The organism is Desulfotomaculum sp. OF05-3, assembly GCF_003435535.1.
Lineage (GTDB): Bacteria > Bacillota > Clostridia > Lachnospirales > Lachnospiraceae > Pilosibacter > Pilosibacter fragilis.
The window spans coordinates 257,155-272,736 of sequence record NZ_QWGO01000001.1; the positions used below are offsets into that span (position 1 = coordinate 257,155).

Sequence of the window (15,582 nt, forward strand, 5' to 3'; positions counted from 1 at the left end):
TCACCCTTTCGTTTCTTTATTAAGAAAAAAGTTCCGGAAAGTGGTACCGGAACTTTCTTACCTGGGTTATTATGGGGAGATTTCTGAAATTCTATCCATGTTTCCCGCCTTTAGTCAGTCGTTGGACCTTCACTCTCCTCCGGCTGTTCTAAATTTTCTGTTCGTTCTGAGCTCTCTGGAATTCCGGGGTCCTTCATATTATAGACTCTCGTCCACTCTTTCGTTCCTTCCACCTTCACCGTCTCACTCTGGTTCATCCGCAGGAATTTCACAATCTCGTAGCAGTTGATCCAGATCTCGTTATTTCCTTCTTTCTGTGACTCATCAAAAATGAGCTGGATCCCGAAGTGAAGGTGCGGTGTCGTGATATTGTTTGTATTCTCCGTGGTGCTGTACCCGGTCCTGCCGAGATATCCGATCACATCGCCCGCCGTCACGATACTGCCCTCTTTTAAATTCGACTGATACGGGTAGTTCTGGCGCAGATGGGCGTAATAGTAATACCTCTTTTTATCAAAACTCCGTATTCCGATCCGCCAGCCGCCGTACTGGTTCCAGCCCAGAGCCTCCACATACCCGGATTCCACCGCGATCACCGGCGTCCCCACCTGTCCCATCATGTCATGGCCCAGGTGCTTCCTCTTAAATCCGTAGGACCGGGACGCGCCGAAATCGTCAAAATCGCTGTAGGGAAAGTTTTTCGCGATCGGTGAGAACACCTTCAGACCATATTTTCTGAGCCAGACCTTATTATTGCCGCTCTCCTGCTCAAAATACCCCACCATGCCATCCAGGACCGCCCCATATGCCTCCCGGTAATAAGCATAATACTTCATGTCCTTTGTGATTTCCTCCATTGCCGCCCCGGACTTCAGTTTCTCCACCACCGCGTCCAGATCCGCCTGCCGGAACCGCTCAAAATCTCCGCCATATTTCGCCCCGAGATATGCCAGCAGCTCCACCCAATTAAAATGCACCTCTTCCTGCACCGTCCCCATGTCCAGCCGGAACGCCTTCTCCATCACGTCCGCCGGAACATTAAATTCCACCCAGTGGATATATTTTTTCTTTTGGCTGTCCCCCGCTTCCCCGGCTTTTTCAGGCTCCCCAGCCCGACTGCCTTCACCGCTCTTCTCCATCACCGCATATGTATTCTCCGCCGCCGCTTTTCTGCTCTGAACGCACAGGGAAACCGTCAAAATAAAAAGGATCACCAGCTGTGCCCCGATCACTGCTGCCGATCCCGAATGCTCTTTTTTCCTCATGGCACACTCTCCTTCCCACATACATCCCAGTGTATGCGGACAGGCAGAGAATTATGCCATGAAACCTATATCTCCCCACGGCGGATCTTCAAAACTTCCTCCACCGCAAGCTTCACATACTCCCCCATAGAAATATCCCTGCAGCCTACAACAAAGTGCTGGCAGCGGTTTACGGGGATCAGAACTTTTTGGGCCAGGCTCTGGCCAATGGCGACGGCCATTTTTGGCGTGATCTCACCCATGAGGGAATCAGCGATGACGATTCCCATGGGACCGACAATGATGTCGGCGGTGCGGCTTGTGACTACCGCCGGGTTTTCCCCTGTGGCGCCGGCATCCGCCCCAGCCTTCAGCATTGCTGCTGTGGCAATGCTGTTCGTTCCGATCGCCAGGATCTCATCTTCCGGGCAAAGCTTCTTTAACTGTTCCACCAGGCCTTTGCCCATCTTTCCGCCCTGACCGTCTATTACCATGATCGTCATGTGTTTCTTGTTCTCCTTTGTCTGAATGATAGCATTGACTCACCGCGCTCAATCCGGAGCGCCTTCTAATTCCTTCAGCTTCTCATATAAAAACGTATTCACAGGAAGAGAAAATCCCTCTTTCTTTGCGATCTTAAGCATCGTTCCCGCGAACAGGTCCACCTCTGTCGGGCGTCCTGCCAGAACATCCTGGCACATGGAGGTATGTCCCTCCGGGTTTAAGGTCGCAAGAAGCTCCAGCCAGTAATCGATGTCCGCCTCCGTAAGATCAATGTCCTGGGTGTCCGCCACACGGAGAACCTCCCGCATGGCCTCGATCATCATGGTACGCGCCTCTCCCTCTTTCTGGATCAGGCTGTATGGCGCACCGTAGACCGCTGTCACCTGATTCACACCGGTGTTTAACATGAGCTTGTTCCACTGTTCCCGAAGAATATCATCCGGAACCTTGTAGGCCAGCCCCGTCCGGTCAAAAAGCTCCGTCACCGCCTTCAGCTTCTCATCATGGCTCCTGTCCTTATTTCCGATGGTGATATAACCCATATTTTTGTAGGTGACCTCATTTCCGTCCTTTCCTGCGTCCATGCCCTGCACGCAGGCGTAGAGCACATGATCCGCGCCGTAGGCTTTCTCGATCATCTCCTCGCTGGAAATTCCATTGAGTACCGACAAGAACAGGGTATGCTCCCCGACAAACGGCTTCACGGTCTCAAGCGCGCTCTCCATTCCCATGAACTTCACCGCAAAGATAATGAGATCCGCCGTCACCGCCTCCGCCGGAGACCGGTAGGAAAATCCACAGGCTTCCCCGTTGCAGACCATATCCGCGCTCCGGTAGCGGTTTACGCGCCCCTCATCCGCGATAAAAAAGACATTCTCATTTCCCATCCGTTTTTTCAGATAATTTCCGTACATGACGCCGAGAGCGCCCTGTCCGACAATTCCGATCTTTTTGATCTCCATAACTTAAAACTTCCTTCCTCCGCCGCCATGGCTGCTTCCTCCATAGCTGTGGGTGGATGATCTTCCGCCGCCGGAAAAGCTTCCTCCGCCTGACCCCGGTCTGTTATTCTTTTGTGTCTGGATCACCTGCTGGGTGATATAGGATGTCAGCAATGCATCTGCCAGGACATTCCCCATGGTGAACCGGCTGTCTCTCCGGTAAGAGAGTTTAAAGTTTGCGGCCATCCGCTTATCTTCCCCGTGAAGACCGTAGCTTCGAAGTACCGATGCCACCGCAGTCCCCCCGCAGACCGCCGCCACGCCGAGGGCGATCAGGATCTCATACCATTCGATATGGTGATAACGGCTGATCTTTCCCGTCTCCGTGTCATAGTTGTACTGATCTCTTGAAATCCCGTTGGAATAGCACTTTTCCGTATCCGTCAGAAACGCCGCCGCTGCCCCGTAGTAATCGGCATCTGCCGCGTAATTATAAACATCGTCCAGAACATCATTGATGCGGCTGTCCGTCATGTAACGGATCATCTGTCCGTTTGTAGATATGTAGAGTTCCCTGTTATCCATATCGATGAGAAACAGGATTCCCGAGTGGTCGGAACCGGTTCCGAAACCGCCTTCCATGTAAAATCCGTCCGCGAACACCTGGGCGGAGTCGGAATTTTCCTCGGTGGTGACGATGACTGCTTCCATCTTCATCGTATCTGAAAGGACCTGTGCCTGCTCAGAAAGCTGTTTTTCTTCCTCATCGGTAAACAGATCCGCCATGTCGTAGACATCCGCATAGCTCTCCGTTCCCTCTGCCATCTGATAGGCATCTTCTCCAGCTGCCGCAAAGGCGGTTCCTGCCAGAAGCACTCCAAGAGCACTCGCTGCAAAGACAGTTCTCGCCGCTGTCTTTACAGCATGAAAAACGTTTTCCACCGCACTTAACTTTCTTCCGTTCTCCAGGCTGTTCCCTGCTGTTTTTCCATTTATCTGCTTTGTTTTCATTACAGGAACCACCCCCCGATCATCAGAATCGCCGCAACCGGCACAAAGATCTCCAGGAACAGTTTCACAAGTTTTCCCTTCGCTACCGGAAGCTTTCCGCAGATCTTCCCTGTCTGTCCGTTCATGGCAAAGTAGTAGAGTTCGTCTTTTCCCGCCTTGTCCCGGTAGGTCAGGATCCACACCGGGAGCAGGGCGTAGTGCCATCTCGCGTCCCGGATATCTGTATCGCTCTGATCCACCTGCACCGAGGAATACTGTCCCATGATGTCAGCCTTCAGCTGCTCCACCGTATACTGTTTTACCTCGCTCTCCACCTCCGGGGTCAGGGACTCTTTCTCCATGTCCCGCTTCTCCGCCTGAAAGCCGGAGAGGTATCCCATATCAAAGGGCTGAAGTTTTTCCATGTCGAAGGGCAGGACTCCTTCCACGAGAGCGCTGTTGTTCTTCTTAAGCGCATTTCTCGTGACATTCTTTACATCAAGCTGTCCCGCACGTTCCATCCGATATTTTTTATGCTCCGTGTAGCGGATATTTCCCGTCACCCAGGTCCGGTTCTTCTCGCCTTCCGCCTGGATCCTTCCGTCGACCCTGCAGCTGTACATCAGGTACGGGAAGTACACACCAGAAAACTTCTCGATCTGGTCCTTCGAGAAGAAGTCGTCCGGGATATATTTTTTCTTCTTGATCCAGTCAAGGAATATCCCCGTTGCTTTCTTCTTGTCCATGGCAAAGGGGATCACATAGTCCGGCAGGAATTCGCCGGAAAGCTTTCCTGAAAGCACTACCGGGTTGTGACAGTAGTAACAGAATGTTGCCGCCGTCGTTGCGTCCGTCACGACCTCCGCGCCGCAGCTCGGGCAGATATAGACCAGGGCATCCTCGTTCTGATTCGTGCTGCCCGCGTTATTATTCTGTGCTGTATCTGCCGCACTGCTTTCCTCCTGCGTGCCGCTGGTCTCCGTAGATTTTAACGCCGCGGCTTCCATCTCTTCCTTCGTAAATTCCGACATGCAGAACTCACAGCAGAACTTCTGCTTCTTCGGATCAAAGACCACCGAGCCGCCGCAGTTGGGGCATTTATAACTTACAAGTGCCATTTTCTTTCCCCCTGTATCTGGCTTAAGCTTCCCATCTGCCCTAAAAGGCAGCCAGGAAGCTTACATTTTTTACTGTCTCGGTTTTCCGCAGTTCGCACAGAAGTTTCCTTTATTTTCCTGTCCGCAGGAGCAGGTCCAAACGGCATCCGGGCGTTTCTTTCCGCAGTTGGAGCAGAAATTGCCTGTATTCTCCTGTCCGCAGCTGCAGGTCCAGGATCCGCTCTCCTCCGGTTTCTTCTTTCCACAGTTGGAGCAAAAGTTTCCGGTATTTCCTTCCTGTCCGCAGGAACAGGTCCATCCGGATAACGGTGCCATCTTCGCCGGACCGCCGGATGCCTGCTGTGCCTGGTCTGCCATAGCAGGATTTCCCTGCTGTCCCTGTCCGGCTGCCATGTTAAACAACCCCTGGGTGTTGAATCCGCCGTTCTGGGCTGCCATATTCATTCCCGCAAATGCCATCATCGGTCCTGTGGAGGTATTCTTTGCCGCGCTCTGCATCGACTCAGCCTGTGCGCTGACTAAATGCGCCGCCGCCATTCCCGGGTTTCTGAATGTGGCATTTCTCTGAAGCTCCTTGATCATCGCCTCATCTTCCTCAGAGGCCTTCACGGAACTCACACCGATCTTGCTCACAGTAATTCCGTATACATCGTCCCAACTGTCGGAGAGGATCTCGCGGAGCGCGTTTGCAAGCTCCACCGTGTGTCCCGGAAGCGCACTGTAGCGGACTCCCATCCCGGAAATCTTCGCGAAGGCCGGCTGCAGAGCTGTCAGAAGCTCGCTGCGGAGCTGGGAATCGATCTTATCTCTCGTGTAATCTTCCTCGATATTTCCACAGATGTTCTTATAGAAGAGGATCGGATCCACCATTCTGTAGGAATATTCGCCGTGGCAGCGGATCGCGATGTCCACGTCGAGGCCGATATTCTGGTCTACAACACGGAACGGGACTGCGTTCGCTGTGCCGTACTTGTTTCCGACGATCTCCTTCGTGTTGAAGAAGTAGACTCTCTGGTCCCTCGCCGTGTCGCCGCCCATGGTGAAACGCTTTCCAAACTGCTTAAAGCTGTCCCCGATGCTCTTTCCAAGGTTTCCGTAGAAAATACTCGGCTCTGCGGAGGTATCATAAACGAACTCACCGGCCTCCGCACATACCTCGACGATAGCGCCCTGGTCAACGATCATCATGCACTGTCCCTCGTTGACTGCGATGATGGAGCCGTTAGAGATCAGGTTGTCGCTGCCCTTTGTGTTATAGCTTCTCTTTGATTTCCGGTTCTCACCTTTCTTTACAAGAACGTCCGCCTCCATGGACGGGCAGTAAAAATACTCGCGCCACTGGTCTTCCAGCACACTCTTTAACGCGCCGGCACCAACTTTTAAAATACCCATATCCCGTTTCCTCCTTTTATCACTCACCGGTCGGATTCCTGGACAGCGGTTTTCGCCGCCTATACCCGCCGGTCCGGATTTTTCTGAAAATTATCCGATCCTATGATCTTTCAAGAACCTGATCTCCGCTGCATACCCCGGAAGCTCATTCGGCGTCTCCAGGCAGAACGGCAGATTCCTCAGCGCCGGATGGTTGATCACCCGCACAATTGCCTCCGCGCCAATTTCACCTTCCCCGATCCGGGCGTGGCGGTCCTTCCCGGCTCCCCGGACATTCATGCTGTCATTTAAATGGACCGCTTTCAGGCGTTCAAGCCCCACAACACGGTCAAATTCCGCCAGCACTCCGTCGAGATCATTCACGATGTCATATCCGGCATCCCATACATGACAGGTATCCATACATACACCCATCTTATCAGAAAGTTCAACTCTGTCAAGAATTTCCCGAAGTTCCTCAAAACTTCTTCCGACCTCGCTGCCCTTTCCCGCCATGGTCTCCAGGAGCACCGTGGTGTGAAGCTCCGGCTTCAGGATCTCATTCAACATCTCCGCGATATAGGTGATTCCAACCTCCACACCCTGCTTCACATGGCTTCCCGGATGGAAATTGTAGAGGTTTCCGGGAACCGCCTCCATGCGCTCCAGGTCATCCGCCATGGTCTGCTTCGCGAAATCCCGGATTTTTTCATCCGCTGAGCAGCCGTTCAGTGTGTATGGCGCATGGGCCACCAGAGTCCCCAGCCCCAGCTCCTCTTTTAGTTTCAGGAACGCTGCGATGTCCTCATGGTCTAACGGCTTCGCGCTTCCGCCCCTGGGATTTCTTGTAAAAAACTGAAACGTCGTCGCGCCGATCTTTTCCGCGTCCTTTCCCATGGCAAGGAATCCCTTCGCCGAGGAAAGATGGCATCCAATATAAAACATTGTCTATGACCTCCGTCCTGTTCCTGTGGGCTTTCCAAAGGAACCTGTTTTTTTCGATCTCTCCGGCTTTAAGAAAAATACCGCTCCCCAGGTAAAAAGCACAGAGAGCACCGCCTGGATCACCAGACTGCAGAATACCCAGTGGTTTGTGATAAAATTTCCGCCGTTGTCACCGAGGAGATGTGTGATCGTAAAGTTTCCGCCGCCACCTGCCACCTGATTCTCCAAAAGCTCCGCGAACATGATTGCCGGATTCAGGAGAAGAAGGTATACCGACGCTCCGGAGCTCGCCTTCGGGATCGTCTCCCCGGAATTGAGCGCCATCGTGCTGATCTCTGTCTCGGAGATATTGAGGAGGAACACATTCAGCATGTATGTTCCAACGACAACAACTAACATGATCCCGTAAGTGATCACATTGGAGAATGTGGACCGCTTCATGAGGGAGGACGCGAAGATTCCGAGGCTTCCACAGTACAGCGCCCCCACCACATAGCTCACAAGAAGGATCATGAGATCCCCTGAGCTGATACTTCCATAGATAAAGGTCAGCATCAGGATCGGCAGACTCGATACCACTAAGATCATAAGCTGGGAGAATGCGGACATGAGCTTCCCGACAACGATCTCCACAGGACGGATCTTCGTGGTAAACATGAGTTCCAATGTGTGCCGCTCCCGCTCCCCGCTGATGCTGGCGGAGGTCAGAGCAGGCATGATAAACATCAGAAGCATAAATTCCAGCGCTGCCACAAAGGCGTAGAGCTGGAGAAAATTTTCATAGCGCACCGAGCCGCTGACCTTCACCTGGGCGATGCTCTGGTACATGTTTAAGAGTGCCACCACAGCCAGGATCCCGTTGAAGATCATGATGATGAGCGGAATCCGGAAGCTTCTCGAACGTACCAGCATTTCCCTCTTATAGACCGGATTATTCTTCACTCGTCATCACCACCTTTTCCATATCATGATCCGTGATCTGCATGAAGATGCTCTCAAGGTCACCAGGCTCTCTCCAGAATCCGCAGATTCCAATATTGTGGGCCACAAGTTTTGCAAGCAGCATCGCCTCAGCGTCTTTTCCGCCGTGGAATCCCACGACGATATCGTTTCCCTCCACCGTGATGGTCTGGACCTCCGGCTCCGTTCGGAGAAACTTCACCGCTTCCCAGACATTCTCCACAACCTGGATCCGGATCGGGTTAGAGTCATTCACCTTCTTTAAGATCTCCCCCATGTTTCCCGATAGGACGACCTTTCCGGCATCGATGATCCCGATATCCGTACACATCTGGGCCAGCTCTGAGAGGATGTGGGAGCTGACCACGATGGTTTTTCCCTCAGCGCAGAGTTCCTTTAAAAGCTCCTTAAACTCGATCCTGGCTCTCGGATCCATGCCGGACGTGGGCTCGTCTAAAACAAGGAGCTTCGGATCGTGGATCATGGCCCGCGCCAGGCAGAGTCTCTGTTTCATTCCCCTGGACAGGCTGTCCACAAAGAATTCCTCTTTTCCCGCGAGTTTTACCTGTTCCAGAAGCTTTGTGCACCGCTCTCTCGCCACAAGGCCGGAGAGTCCGTAGCAGGAGGCGAAAAAGTCCATGTATTCCCAGACTTTTAAGTTGTCGTAAAGTCCGAATTCATCCGGCACATAGCCGAACTCATTTTTCACCTGCCCGCTGTAGAGGAACGCGTCCTTTCCGCCGATCATGACGGTTCCCTCATCTGCTTTCAGGAGTCCCGTGATAATGCGGATCGCCGTGGTCTTTCCGGCTCCGTTCGGTCCGACAAAGCCATAGAGCGCCCCCTCCTCCACTTCCATATCAAGCCCGGAGAGAGCCTCAAAATTTCCGAATTTTTTTTTCAGTCCCTGTATCTTCAACATCAGCTTTCCCTCCCCGTCACCATCAGGAGTGGAAGTGTCTGGCTCACTCCGATTTCCGCATTGCTTCCGGCTGTGTAGCGGACCGTGATCTTTCCGTCGGCAGCGATATAATCTGCCAGCTCTTCCCTTGAGAAATCCTGTTTCCGGATATCCACCGGGTCATAGCTTCCTGTCTTTTCGTTGTAAAAACTCGTCTCCCCGGAGAATGGGCGGATATAGGAATACTGGTTGCCCTGGAAAAAGTCGTCGGACACCGGAAGAAATGAGAATTTCTCGATCACAATGTCCGTTCCCGGGTCATATTCCACCACCACCGGGTCTGTCCCGTAGAGGATCATGGAATTTCCATAATTTGCCCCTATACCGGAGGTCACGGATGGTTCCCGGATCTGACCGCAGCGGTAGACCTCGCCATCTGTTCCCATGGCGCAGTCGATCTTCTGGGTGTAGAAGGTCCTTCCGTCCCAGTTTTTTCCGAAGAGATCGTCGTTTCCCTCATAACCTTCCGGGAGGAACGCGCCGAAGCGCACCTCGCCATTGTAGGACGAGTAGTAACGATCCGTAAAGTATCCGCTGAGGTTGGATTTCTGGACATTTTTAATGTACTCCTCATCGGAGTCTTCCTGACGGTCCGGCGTTCCGGTCAGGGTGTCCGAAAGCATCCATGTCATGCCCAACGGCCATACCTTTAACGGCTCCCGGTTGAATTCCAGATACTGTCCCGGTTCCATGTTTCCAATGATCAGCACCTGGCCATAGAGATAGACTGCCGCGTTCTCAAGCGTCACAGGGAGCTTGTTCTCCACATGCCCCGTGATTGTCCCGTCCGACACAGCAAAGTCCGCCTCCACATTTCCAGCCCCCAGGTCTTTCTGCCGCTCCAGAAGGAAAAATCTGGAATCGAAGGCCTTGGACTTCCGACTCCAAAGCACGGTCTGGTCTGCCTCTTTCCGGATCCCGATGGATGCCTGGCGCTTTTTCGGGTAGTCTTCCAGCTGGTTCATGTCGTAGCGGGCGCTCCTCGTAAGGGGTGTGACCCTGTAATCCGTCGGAAGATCCACGGTAAATCCGCTGCTGTCCGGAGTCCGGACGTTTAAGAAGGTCATCTCCTCCGCGCTGTCCCCGGATGCGTCCAGGATCGTCGCTGTCGTGCAGAATTCACTGGTGAATCTCGTCTTAAAACCCATTCCCCAGATCACGACACAGGAGGCTGCGGAAAAAACAAGCACTGCAGTCCCGTAGTACCGGTTGATCCCACGCTTCTTTAAAAGAATATACAGCCCGGGTCCCACGATCACCAGATATCCCACAACGATGATCCCGTAGACCGCAAGATTGGGGATCCGTTCCCCGTTTCCCCCGCTGACAAGATTGTAGGCGTTCCAGTAATCAGCATCGCCGCCCTGGGAATAATAATAGATCGTATTCAGTTCATCCTCGTTAAAGATCTCACTGAGAAAATACGACGCGAAGGACGGGTTCTTTTTCGCAAAGCCGGAGAGATCCGACAGGCTTACCCCGTAGACACCGATGGTCCCCTTTCCGTACTTCATGGTCTTAAGAAGCGGCGTTCCATCCGTCACCATCCGCTCCTCCGCCCCGGAGATCACAGGTTCCGTGTAGGTCACGCGGACTTCCGAGTCCTCAGGACTGTTTTTCGTGTATTCCGTTCCCATGCCGACCAAGAGAACCTCCGGATCCCTTAAGCTGACCTTCGGCTCTGCCTCTCCCAGGATATCCAGGGTCTTATCCCTGTCTCTTCCCGTTCCGATAAGCAGTGTTCCGCCATTTTCCACCCATGTGAGGACGGCTTCTTTCTGGACATCATTCAGTGTCCGGCAGTCATATCCGTTTATGAGGAGCACATTAAACATGGAAAATCCCCGGGAATCTTCCGGGAAGTCTTCCCCTGGGATCTCAACGACCCGTGTGGTGAGCATTCCATAATTCAGCCCAATCCCGTCAATCCATGAGAGACTTCCTGACTTGTTCTCCAGGACACCTGCAAACAGACGGTTTTCGTCCTTAGAAACGTCAAATTCCATGGAGGTCTCCCCCATGGTCTTCTTCTTCCCGTCTTTTAATGTCAGGTGGATCGTCCCGCTCTTCTGTCCTAAGGGGACATAGAACTCCATCGTCTTCGTCTCCGCCGGTCCCACCTCTACTTGGTACGAATACTCGTATTCCTCCGTGCCTTCATCGTTATCACTCTCCAAAGTAGAGACAGTAAGTGTGCCGGAAAACGGTGCCTCCGTCTGGCCGTAGATGCTGACCTTTATGGGCACAAAGCTTCCGGGCTTCGCATTTCTTCCGTAAACTGCCGTGATGTCCACCGCCACCGGCACAGAATTCTGCGAGCTGGACTCCATGTTTGTGCTGAAGCTGTCCTGGTCCTGGGCAAAGGCCGGGAATGCCCCCGCGGACAGGACCAGGGCCGCAAGACAGCCAAACAGCAACTGTTTCTTTTTATTTCTCATACATTCTTCCTATCATTGATCAACGGGTATCCCTGTTCAGTATTTTCGTTACAGTTCAGCCATGCGCTGATTTGAATGAGAAAGTGTGTTGCAAGCTTGCTTGCATAAGCACTTTTTCATCCAAATCAGCATATGGTGGAACCACCAAGCTTCTTGTTTTCATGAATATGAAAACAAGAAGATGTAATGGCTGAACTGTAACGTATTTTCAGCTGTTTTTCTGCCGTCAGAGCAGGAACTATGCGTTTTTGCTGAACAGCTGTTATCTCTCTTTACTGGATCATACCAAAATTTTCTTTATTCACATCAAAATCCACCTTCAGCTTCACCGTGAACACCGTTCCGTTCAGGTCGCTGGCCACGGAGATCGTTCCGCCGTGCATGTCCACGATATTCTTTGCGATGGCAAGACCAAGACCCGTTCCGCCTGTCTTTGAGGACCTCGACTGCTCTACCCGGTAGAACTTGTTGAAGATCAACGGCAGTTCCTCCGCCGGGATCACATAGCCATAGTTCGTGACAGACACCGTGACGATATCGTCCTTCGCGAATACCTGGATCAGGACCTTCTTTCCCTCGGCACCGTACTTGATGGCGTTGTTGATCAGATTATCAAAAAGTCTCGCCAGAAGGTTTCCGTCCGCCGTGATGATCTGGGACGGGACATTGCTCTTGAGCTCATAAGTCAGGTCCTTGTCCGCGAAGCTCGGATAAAATTCCTCCAAAAGCTGCCCTAAGAGCTTTACGATATCCACCTTTCCAACATTCATGGATATCTTTCCGTAATTCATCTTCGTGAATCCGAACAGGTCCTCAATGAGTTTTTCCAGACGCTTTGCCTTCACATAGGCGATATCGATATACTTTTTCTGCATATCCAGGCTGATGGCCGGTCCGGAAGACAGGAGTTCCAGATAACCGATAATGGAAGTCAACGGTGTCCTTAAGTCGTGGGCCACGTTCGTGATCAGCTCATTCTTCGTCCGCTCCGACTCTCGTTCCTTATCCATGAGCTTCCGGATATCCGCTTCCATCCGGTTCAGGTTCGATGCCATGGCGGAGAACTCGTTGTCCCCCACCACCTCGATCTGGGTGTTTAAGTCGCCCTCGGAGATATTCTGGATCGCCACCGCGATCTTCCCTATATACTTCATATTTTTCTTCTCGATCATGAGAAACGCCAGCGCAAAGATCCCGATTCCAACGATCACATAGAGGATCGTGGTGATCGTACCCATCTTAAAGATCTGCAGGATCAACAGATTCGCGTATCTGGTCTGGTCCAGGTACGCCAGAAGGAAGTTCATATTCATGATGAGGAACGCGTCCACCAGACATGCGATCAGGGCACTGTAACAGATGTTCACCGCGATCTGCCTGTAAAAGCTTCTGCTCCAATCATTTTTCAATTTTGTATCCTACCCCCCAGACCGTTGTGATGATCTTATCCTGTCTCGTGTCCTCTTTCATCTTTCCGCGGAGTCTCCGGATATGTACCATGACGGTGTTGTTTGCCTCGTATACTTTCTCGTTCCATACCTTCTCAAAGATCTCGTCGGTGCTGAACACCCGGCCGGGATTCGATGCTAAAAGATACAGGATATCGAACTCGATGGGCGTCAGCTTGATCTCCTCGCCATAGACAACGACCTTGTGGTTGTCTTTATTGATGGAGAGGCCGCGGATCGAGATCTCGTTCTTTGCCGCTTTTCCGGTGCTGCTGTTAGGGTTTAACTGGGTGTAGCGGCGGAGCTGGGATTTCACGCGGGCCGTGAGTTCCAGCGGGTTGAACGGCTTTACCACATAATCGTCCGCGCCGGTTCCCAGACCCAGGATCTTATCAAGATCCGTGGATTTTGCGCTCAGCATGATGATCGGAATATTGTTGGTCTCGCGGATCTTCCTGCACATCTCAAGACCGTCCATTCCCGGCATCATGATGTCTAAGAGCACCAGATGGATCTCCTCCTGATCCAGGATCTCCAGCCCCTCTTTCGCGTTATTTGCCTTAAATACTTTATATCCATCGCTGACCAGATAGATCTCTATAAGGTCCGCGATCTCTTTTTCATCATCCACTACCAGGATATTGATCTGCTCCATGATTTTTCCTCCTTTTAGACTTATTCCTAATATCCCTATCGTATCATATTTCGACCTTTTTTTCCTTACTTTTTTCTGAAAACTAATGAGTAAATGTTACAATTTTTTCCGTTCTCTGGAAGGTTTCCAAAAAACAGCGCACTTTGCTGAATGAACGCCATGTCTTGTGTATACACGCTCATTATCTGTGTATAAAAGAGGCAGCAGAACTACTCTAAAAAGAATATGTCCCACTGCCTCATTTTAGATTTTAATTCTGTTTTCTCCGTACAGTACTTTTATAACCCTAACTCCTCGAACACACCTTTCAGGATGATCTTCACAGAACCATCCTCCAGCACCTTGTGAAGTCCGCTGTATTTCAGAAGGTCGAAGTATCCCATGGATCCGCCCGCTGCGCAGAGCTTATAATAATCTGCCCAGGCTGCCTTCCGGTCTTCCTTCATCTTTGTGTAGAACTCAAAGGCGCCCATCTGTGCCATCGCGTAATCTACATAGTAGAACGGATACAGGAAGATATGCTGCTGTTTGATCCAGAATGCTCCACTCTCGAGGAACTCATTTCCTGCATAATTTCTCCAGGGCATGTAGATCTTCTCCAGACCGCTCCAGACTGCTCTCCGCTCCATTGTGGTCATTTCCGGATTTTCAAATACCTTATGCTGATATTCGTCTACGCAGAGCATATACGGGATCTTCATAAGAGCGTCTGCCAGATGCTCTTTGCGGTATTCCTCCGCCTTATCTCCAAAGAAATTCTCCATCCACGGATAAGTCCAGAGTTCCATGCTCATGGAATGGATCTCATTGATCTCACTGGTGGAATGACATAATTCCGGGGTCTTCTGGTATTTTGCCGCTGTAAATCCTGCAAACGCGTGACCGGCCTCATGGGTCAGAACATTGACATCTGCGTCGGTTCCGTTAAAGTTTGAAAAAATAAACGGTGCATGATACTGCGGAAGTGTCGTACAGTATCCGCCGGCGCGTTTTCCGTGCTTGGAGTCCAGATCGAAAAGCTCATGCTCCATCATGAAATCAAAGAACTCTCCGCTCTCCCTGGAAAGCTCACGGTACATCTTCCGGGCTTCGCCGACAAGATATTCCTTATCTCCGATCGGAACCGGATTTCCCGACGGAGAAGCGATGGATTCGTCATAATAATAGAGTGTATCGATCCCAAGAGCTTCCTTCTGACGCTCGTACAGCTTTGCTGCTGCCGGGACCACGACCTCGCGGACCTGTTTCCGGAATACCTCCAGCTCCTTTTCCGTATAATCAAAACGGCGGCGGCGCAGGTATCCCATCGGAATAAAGCTCTTAAATCCGAGCTTCTTTGCCATACCGGCACGGACCTTTACAAGACCGTCATAAACCTCCTCTAACGTCGGTGCAATTCCCTCATAGAGCTTTGCCCATGCCTCAAACGCCTCTTTTCTCTCCGCACGGTCTGTGCTCTGCATGATCTTTAAGAGTCCGTAGTTTCCGATCTGCTCTCCCTTAAATTCCACGGTAGCAGCTGCCTGCGTTTTCATAAAGCGGCTGACAAGCTCCGCCTCTTTCACCTGATCATCCACAATGGATTCGTCAGAAAGCTGTTTCTGGGCCTCCATGTTCTGGATCAGGATCGCGCCGAATTCTTTTTCCATCTCAGCCTTAAACGGAGATGCCACGATCACCTCGCCCATCTCTTTTTTCAGGATTTCATATTTCGGCATCTGGCTGTTGAAATATACCATCTCCGCCTCATAGAATTCATCTAAAAGATTGATCGTATTCCGGATATGGGCGACAGTCTTTGATGTCTCAAGCTCCGTGTCGGCTTCCACATAATCCATATAGGCATTCCGAAATTCCTCGTAGTTCTTTGCTTCCTTCAACACTGCGATATCCCCCGATACGCGCGCGAAGATTTTTTCCATGTCCGGACGGACATACTGAAGCTCTGCAAATTTTTTCATGATAAGTAACCCCTTTCCCCAAGTTTCTCATCCCGTTCCCTGCTGC

The 15,582-nt window shown here is 51.6% G+C and carries 13 protein-coding genes; all 13 read right to left on the reverse strand.

What is annotated here, in order from left to right:
- Window positions 1-110: 110 nt before the first annotated feature.
- The 13 genes from DXA87_RS01140 to DXA87_RS01200 all read right to left on the reverse strand — a co-directional run bounded on the left by DXA87_RS01140 (window position 111) and on the right by DXA87_RS01200 (window position 15,536).
- Window positions 111-1,265, reverse strand: coding sequence for a M23 family metallopeptidase (locus tag DXA87_RS01140; RefSeq protein ID WP_117503028.1), 1,155 nt, complete (start codon window positions 1,263-1,265; stop codon window positions 111-113).
- A 65-nt stretch (window positions 1,266-1,330) separates the two neighbouring features.
- The gene (locus tag DXA87_RS01145; RefSeq protein WP_015554986.1) at window positions 1,331-1,747 is read right to left on the reverse strand and encodes a DUF3842 family protein; all 417 of its coding nucleotides are present in this window, start codon (window positions 1,745-1,747) and stop codon (window positions 1,331-1,333) included.
- A gap of 48 nt (window positions 1,748-1,795) precedes the next feature.
- Window positions 1,796-2,710 (reverse strand): ketopantoate reductase family protein, encoded by a 915-nt coding sequence (locus DXA87_RS01150; RefSeq protein ID WP_117503029.1) that lies wholly within the window; start codon window positions 2,708-2,710, stop codon window positions 1,796-1,798.
- Between the two features lie 3 nt (window positions 2,711-2,713).
- Window positions 2,714-3,700 (reverse strand): TPM domain-containing protein, encoded by a 987-nt coding sequence (locus tag DXA87_RS01155; RefSeq protein WP_015554988.1) that lies wholly within the window; start codon window positions 3,698-3,700, stop codon window positions 2,714-2,716.
- The gene (locus tag DXA87_RS01160; RefSeq protein ID WP_117470611.1) at window positions 3,700-4,797 is read right to left on the reverse strand and encodes a TFIIB-type zinc ribbon-containing protein; all 1,098 of its coding nucleotides are present in this window, start codon (window positions 4,795-4,797) and stop codon (window positions 3,700-3,702) included. The genes DXA87_RS01155 and DXA87_RS01160 overlap by 1 nt, the downstream gene beginning before the upstream one ends.
- Before the next feature lie 69 nt (window positions 4,798-4,866).
- Window positions 4,867-6,189 (reverse strand): SPFH domain-containing protein, encoded by a 1,323-nt coding sequence (locus DXA87_RS01165; RefSeq protein ID WP_117470610.1) that lies wholly within the window; start codon window positions 6,187-6,189, stop codon window positions 4,867-4,869.
- A gap of 90 nt (window positions 6,190-6,279) precedes the next feature.
- Complete coding sequence (locus tag DXA87_RS01170) at window positions 6,280-7,113, reverse strand: deoxyribonuclease IV (RefSeq protein WP_117503030.1); 834 nt, start codon at window positions 7,111-7,113, stop codon at window positions 6,280-6,282.
- A 3-nt stretch (window positions 7,114-7,116) separates the two neighbouring features.
- Window positions 7,117-8,055, reverse strand: coding sequence for an ABC transporter permease subunit (locus DXA87_RS01175; protein ID WP_117470609.1), 939 nt, complete (start codon window positions 8,053-8,055; stop codon window positions 7,117-7,119).
- Window positions 8,045-8,995 carry an ABC transporter ATP-binding protein gene (locus DXA87_RS01180; protein ID WP_015554992.1) on the reverse strand — a complete coding sequence of 317 codons (951 nt, stop codon included), beginning with the start codon at window positions 8,993-8,995 and terminating at the stop codon, window positions 8,045-8,047. Before DXA87_RS01180 ends, DXA87_RS01175 begins: the two co-directional genes overlap by 11 nt.
- A complete protein-coding gene (locus DXA87_RS01185) occupies window positions 8,995-11,472 on the reverse strand; it encodes a hypothetical protein (RefSeq protein WP_117503031.1) in 2,478 nt (825 codons plus the stop codon). The genes DXA87_RS01180 and DXA87_RS01185 overlap by 1 nt, the downstream gene beginning before the upstream one ends.
- 272 nt (window positions 11,473-11,744) lie before the next feature.
- Window positions 11,745-12,881 carry a HAMP domain-containing sensor histidine kinase gene (locus DXA87_RS01190; protein WP_117470607.1) on the reverse strand — a complete coding sequence of 379 codons (1,137 nt, stop codon included), beginning with the start codon at window positions 12,879-12,881 and terminating at the stop codon, window positions 11,745-11,747.
- Entirely contained in the window at window positions 12,871-13,575 is a 705-nt protein-coding gene (locus DXA87_RS01195) for a response regulator transcription factor (protein WP_117470606.1), read from the reverse strand. Before DXA87_RS01195 ends, DXA87_RS01190 begins: the two co-directional genes overlap by 11 nt.
- Window positions 13,576-13,853: 278 nt before the next feature.
- Window positions 13,854-15,536, reverse strand: coding sequence for a M3 family oligoendopeptidase (locus DXA87_RS01200; RefSeq protein ID WP_117503032.1), 1,683 nt, complete (start codon window positions 15,534-15,536; stop codon window positions 13,854-13,856).
- Window positions 15,537-15,582: the final 46 nt, after the last annotated feature.

What these genes read in the sequence shown, in the direction of transcription:
- DXA87_RS01140 (WP_117503028.1), bottom strand. Translation starts at nt 1,265, where the DNA reads ATGAGGAAAAAAGAGCATTCGGGATCGGCAGCAGTGATCGGGGCACAG.
- DXA87_RS01145 (WP_015554986.1), bottom strand. Translation starts at nt 1,747, where the DNA reads ATGACGATCATGGTAATAGACGGTCAGGGCGGAAAGATGGGCAAAGGC.
- DXA87_RS01150 (WP_117503029.1), bottom strand. Translation starts at nt 2,710, where the DNA reads ATGGAGATCAAAAAGATCGGAATTGTCGGACAGGGCGCTCTCGGCGTC.
- DXA87_RS01155 (WP_015554988.1), bottom strand. Translation starts at nt 3,700, where the DNA reads ATGAAAACAAAGCAGATAAATGGAAAAACAGCAGGGAACAGCCTGGAG.
- DXA87_RS01160 (WP_117470611.1), bottom strand. Translation starts at nt 4,797, where the DNA reads ATGGCACTTGTAAGTTATAAATGCCCCAACTGCGGCGGCTCGGTGGTC.
- DXA87_RS01165 (WP_117470610.1), bottom strand. Translation starts at nt 6,189, where the DNA reads ATGGGTATTTTAAAAGTTGGTGCCGGCGCGTTAAAGAGTGTGCTGGAA.
- DXA87_RS01170 (WP_117503030.1), bottom strand. Translation starts at nt 7,113, where the DNA reads ATGTTTTATATTGGATGCCATCTTTCCTCGGCGAAGGGATTCCTTGCC.
- DXA87_RS01180 (WP_015554992.1), bottom strand. Translation starts at nt 8,995, where the DNA reads ATGTTGAAGATACAGGGACTGAAAAAAAAATTCGGAAATTTTGAGGCT.
- DXA87_RS01185 (WP_117503031.1), bottom strand. Translation starts at nt 11,472, where the DNA reads ATGAGAAATAAAAAGAAACAGTTGCTGTTTGGCTGTCTTGCGGCCCTG.
- DXA87_RS01195 (WP_117470606.1), bottom strand. Translation starts at nt 13,575, where the DNA reads ATGGAGCAGATCAATATCCTGGTAGTGGATGATGAAAAAGAGATCGCG.
- DXA87_RS01200 (WP_117503032.1), bottom strand. Translation starts at nt 15,536, where the DNA reads ATGAAAAAATTTGCAGAGCTTCAGTATGTCCGTCCGGACATGGAAAAA.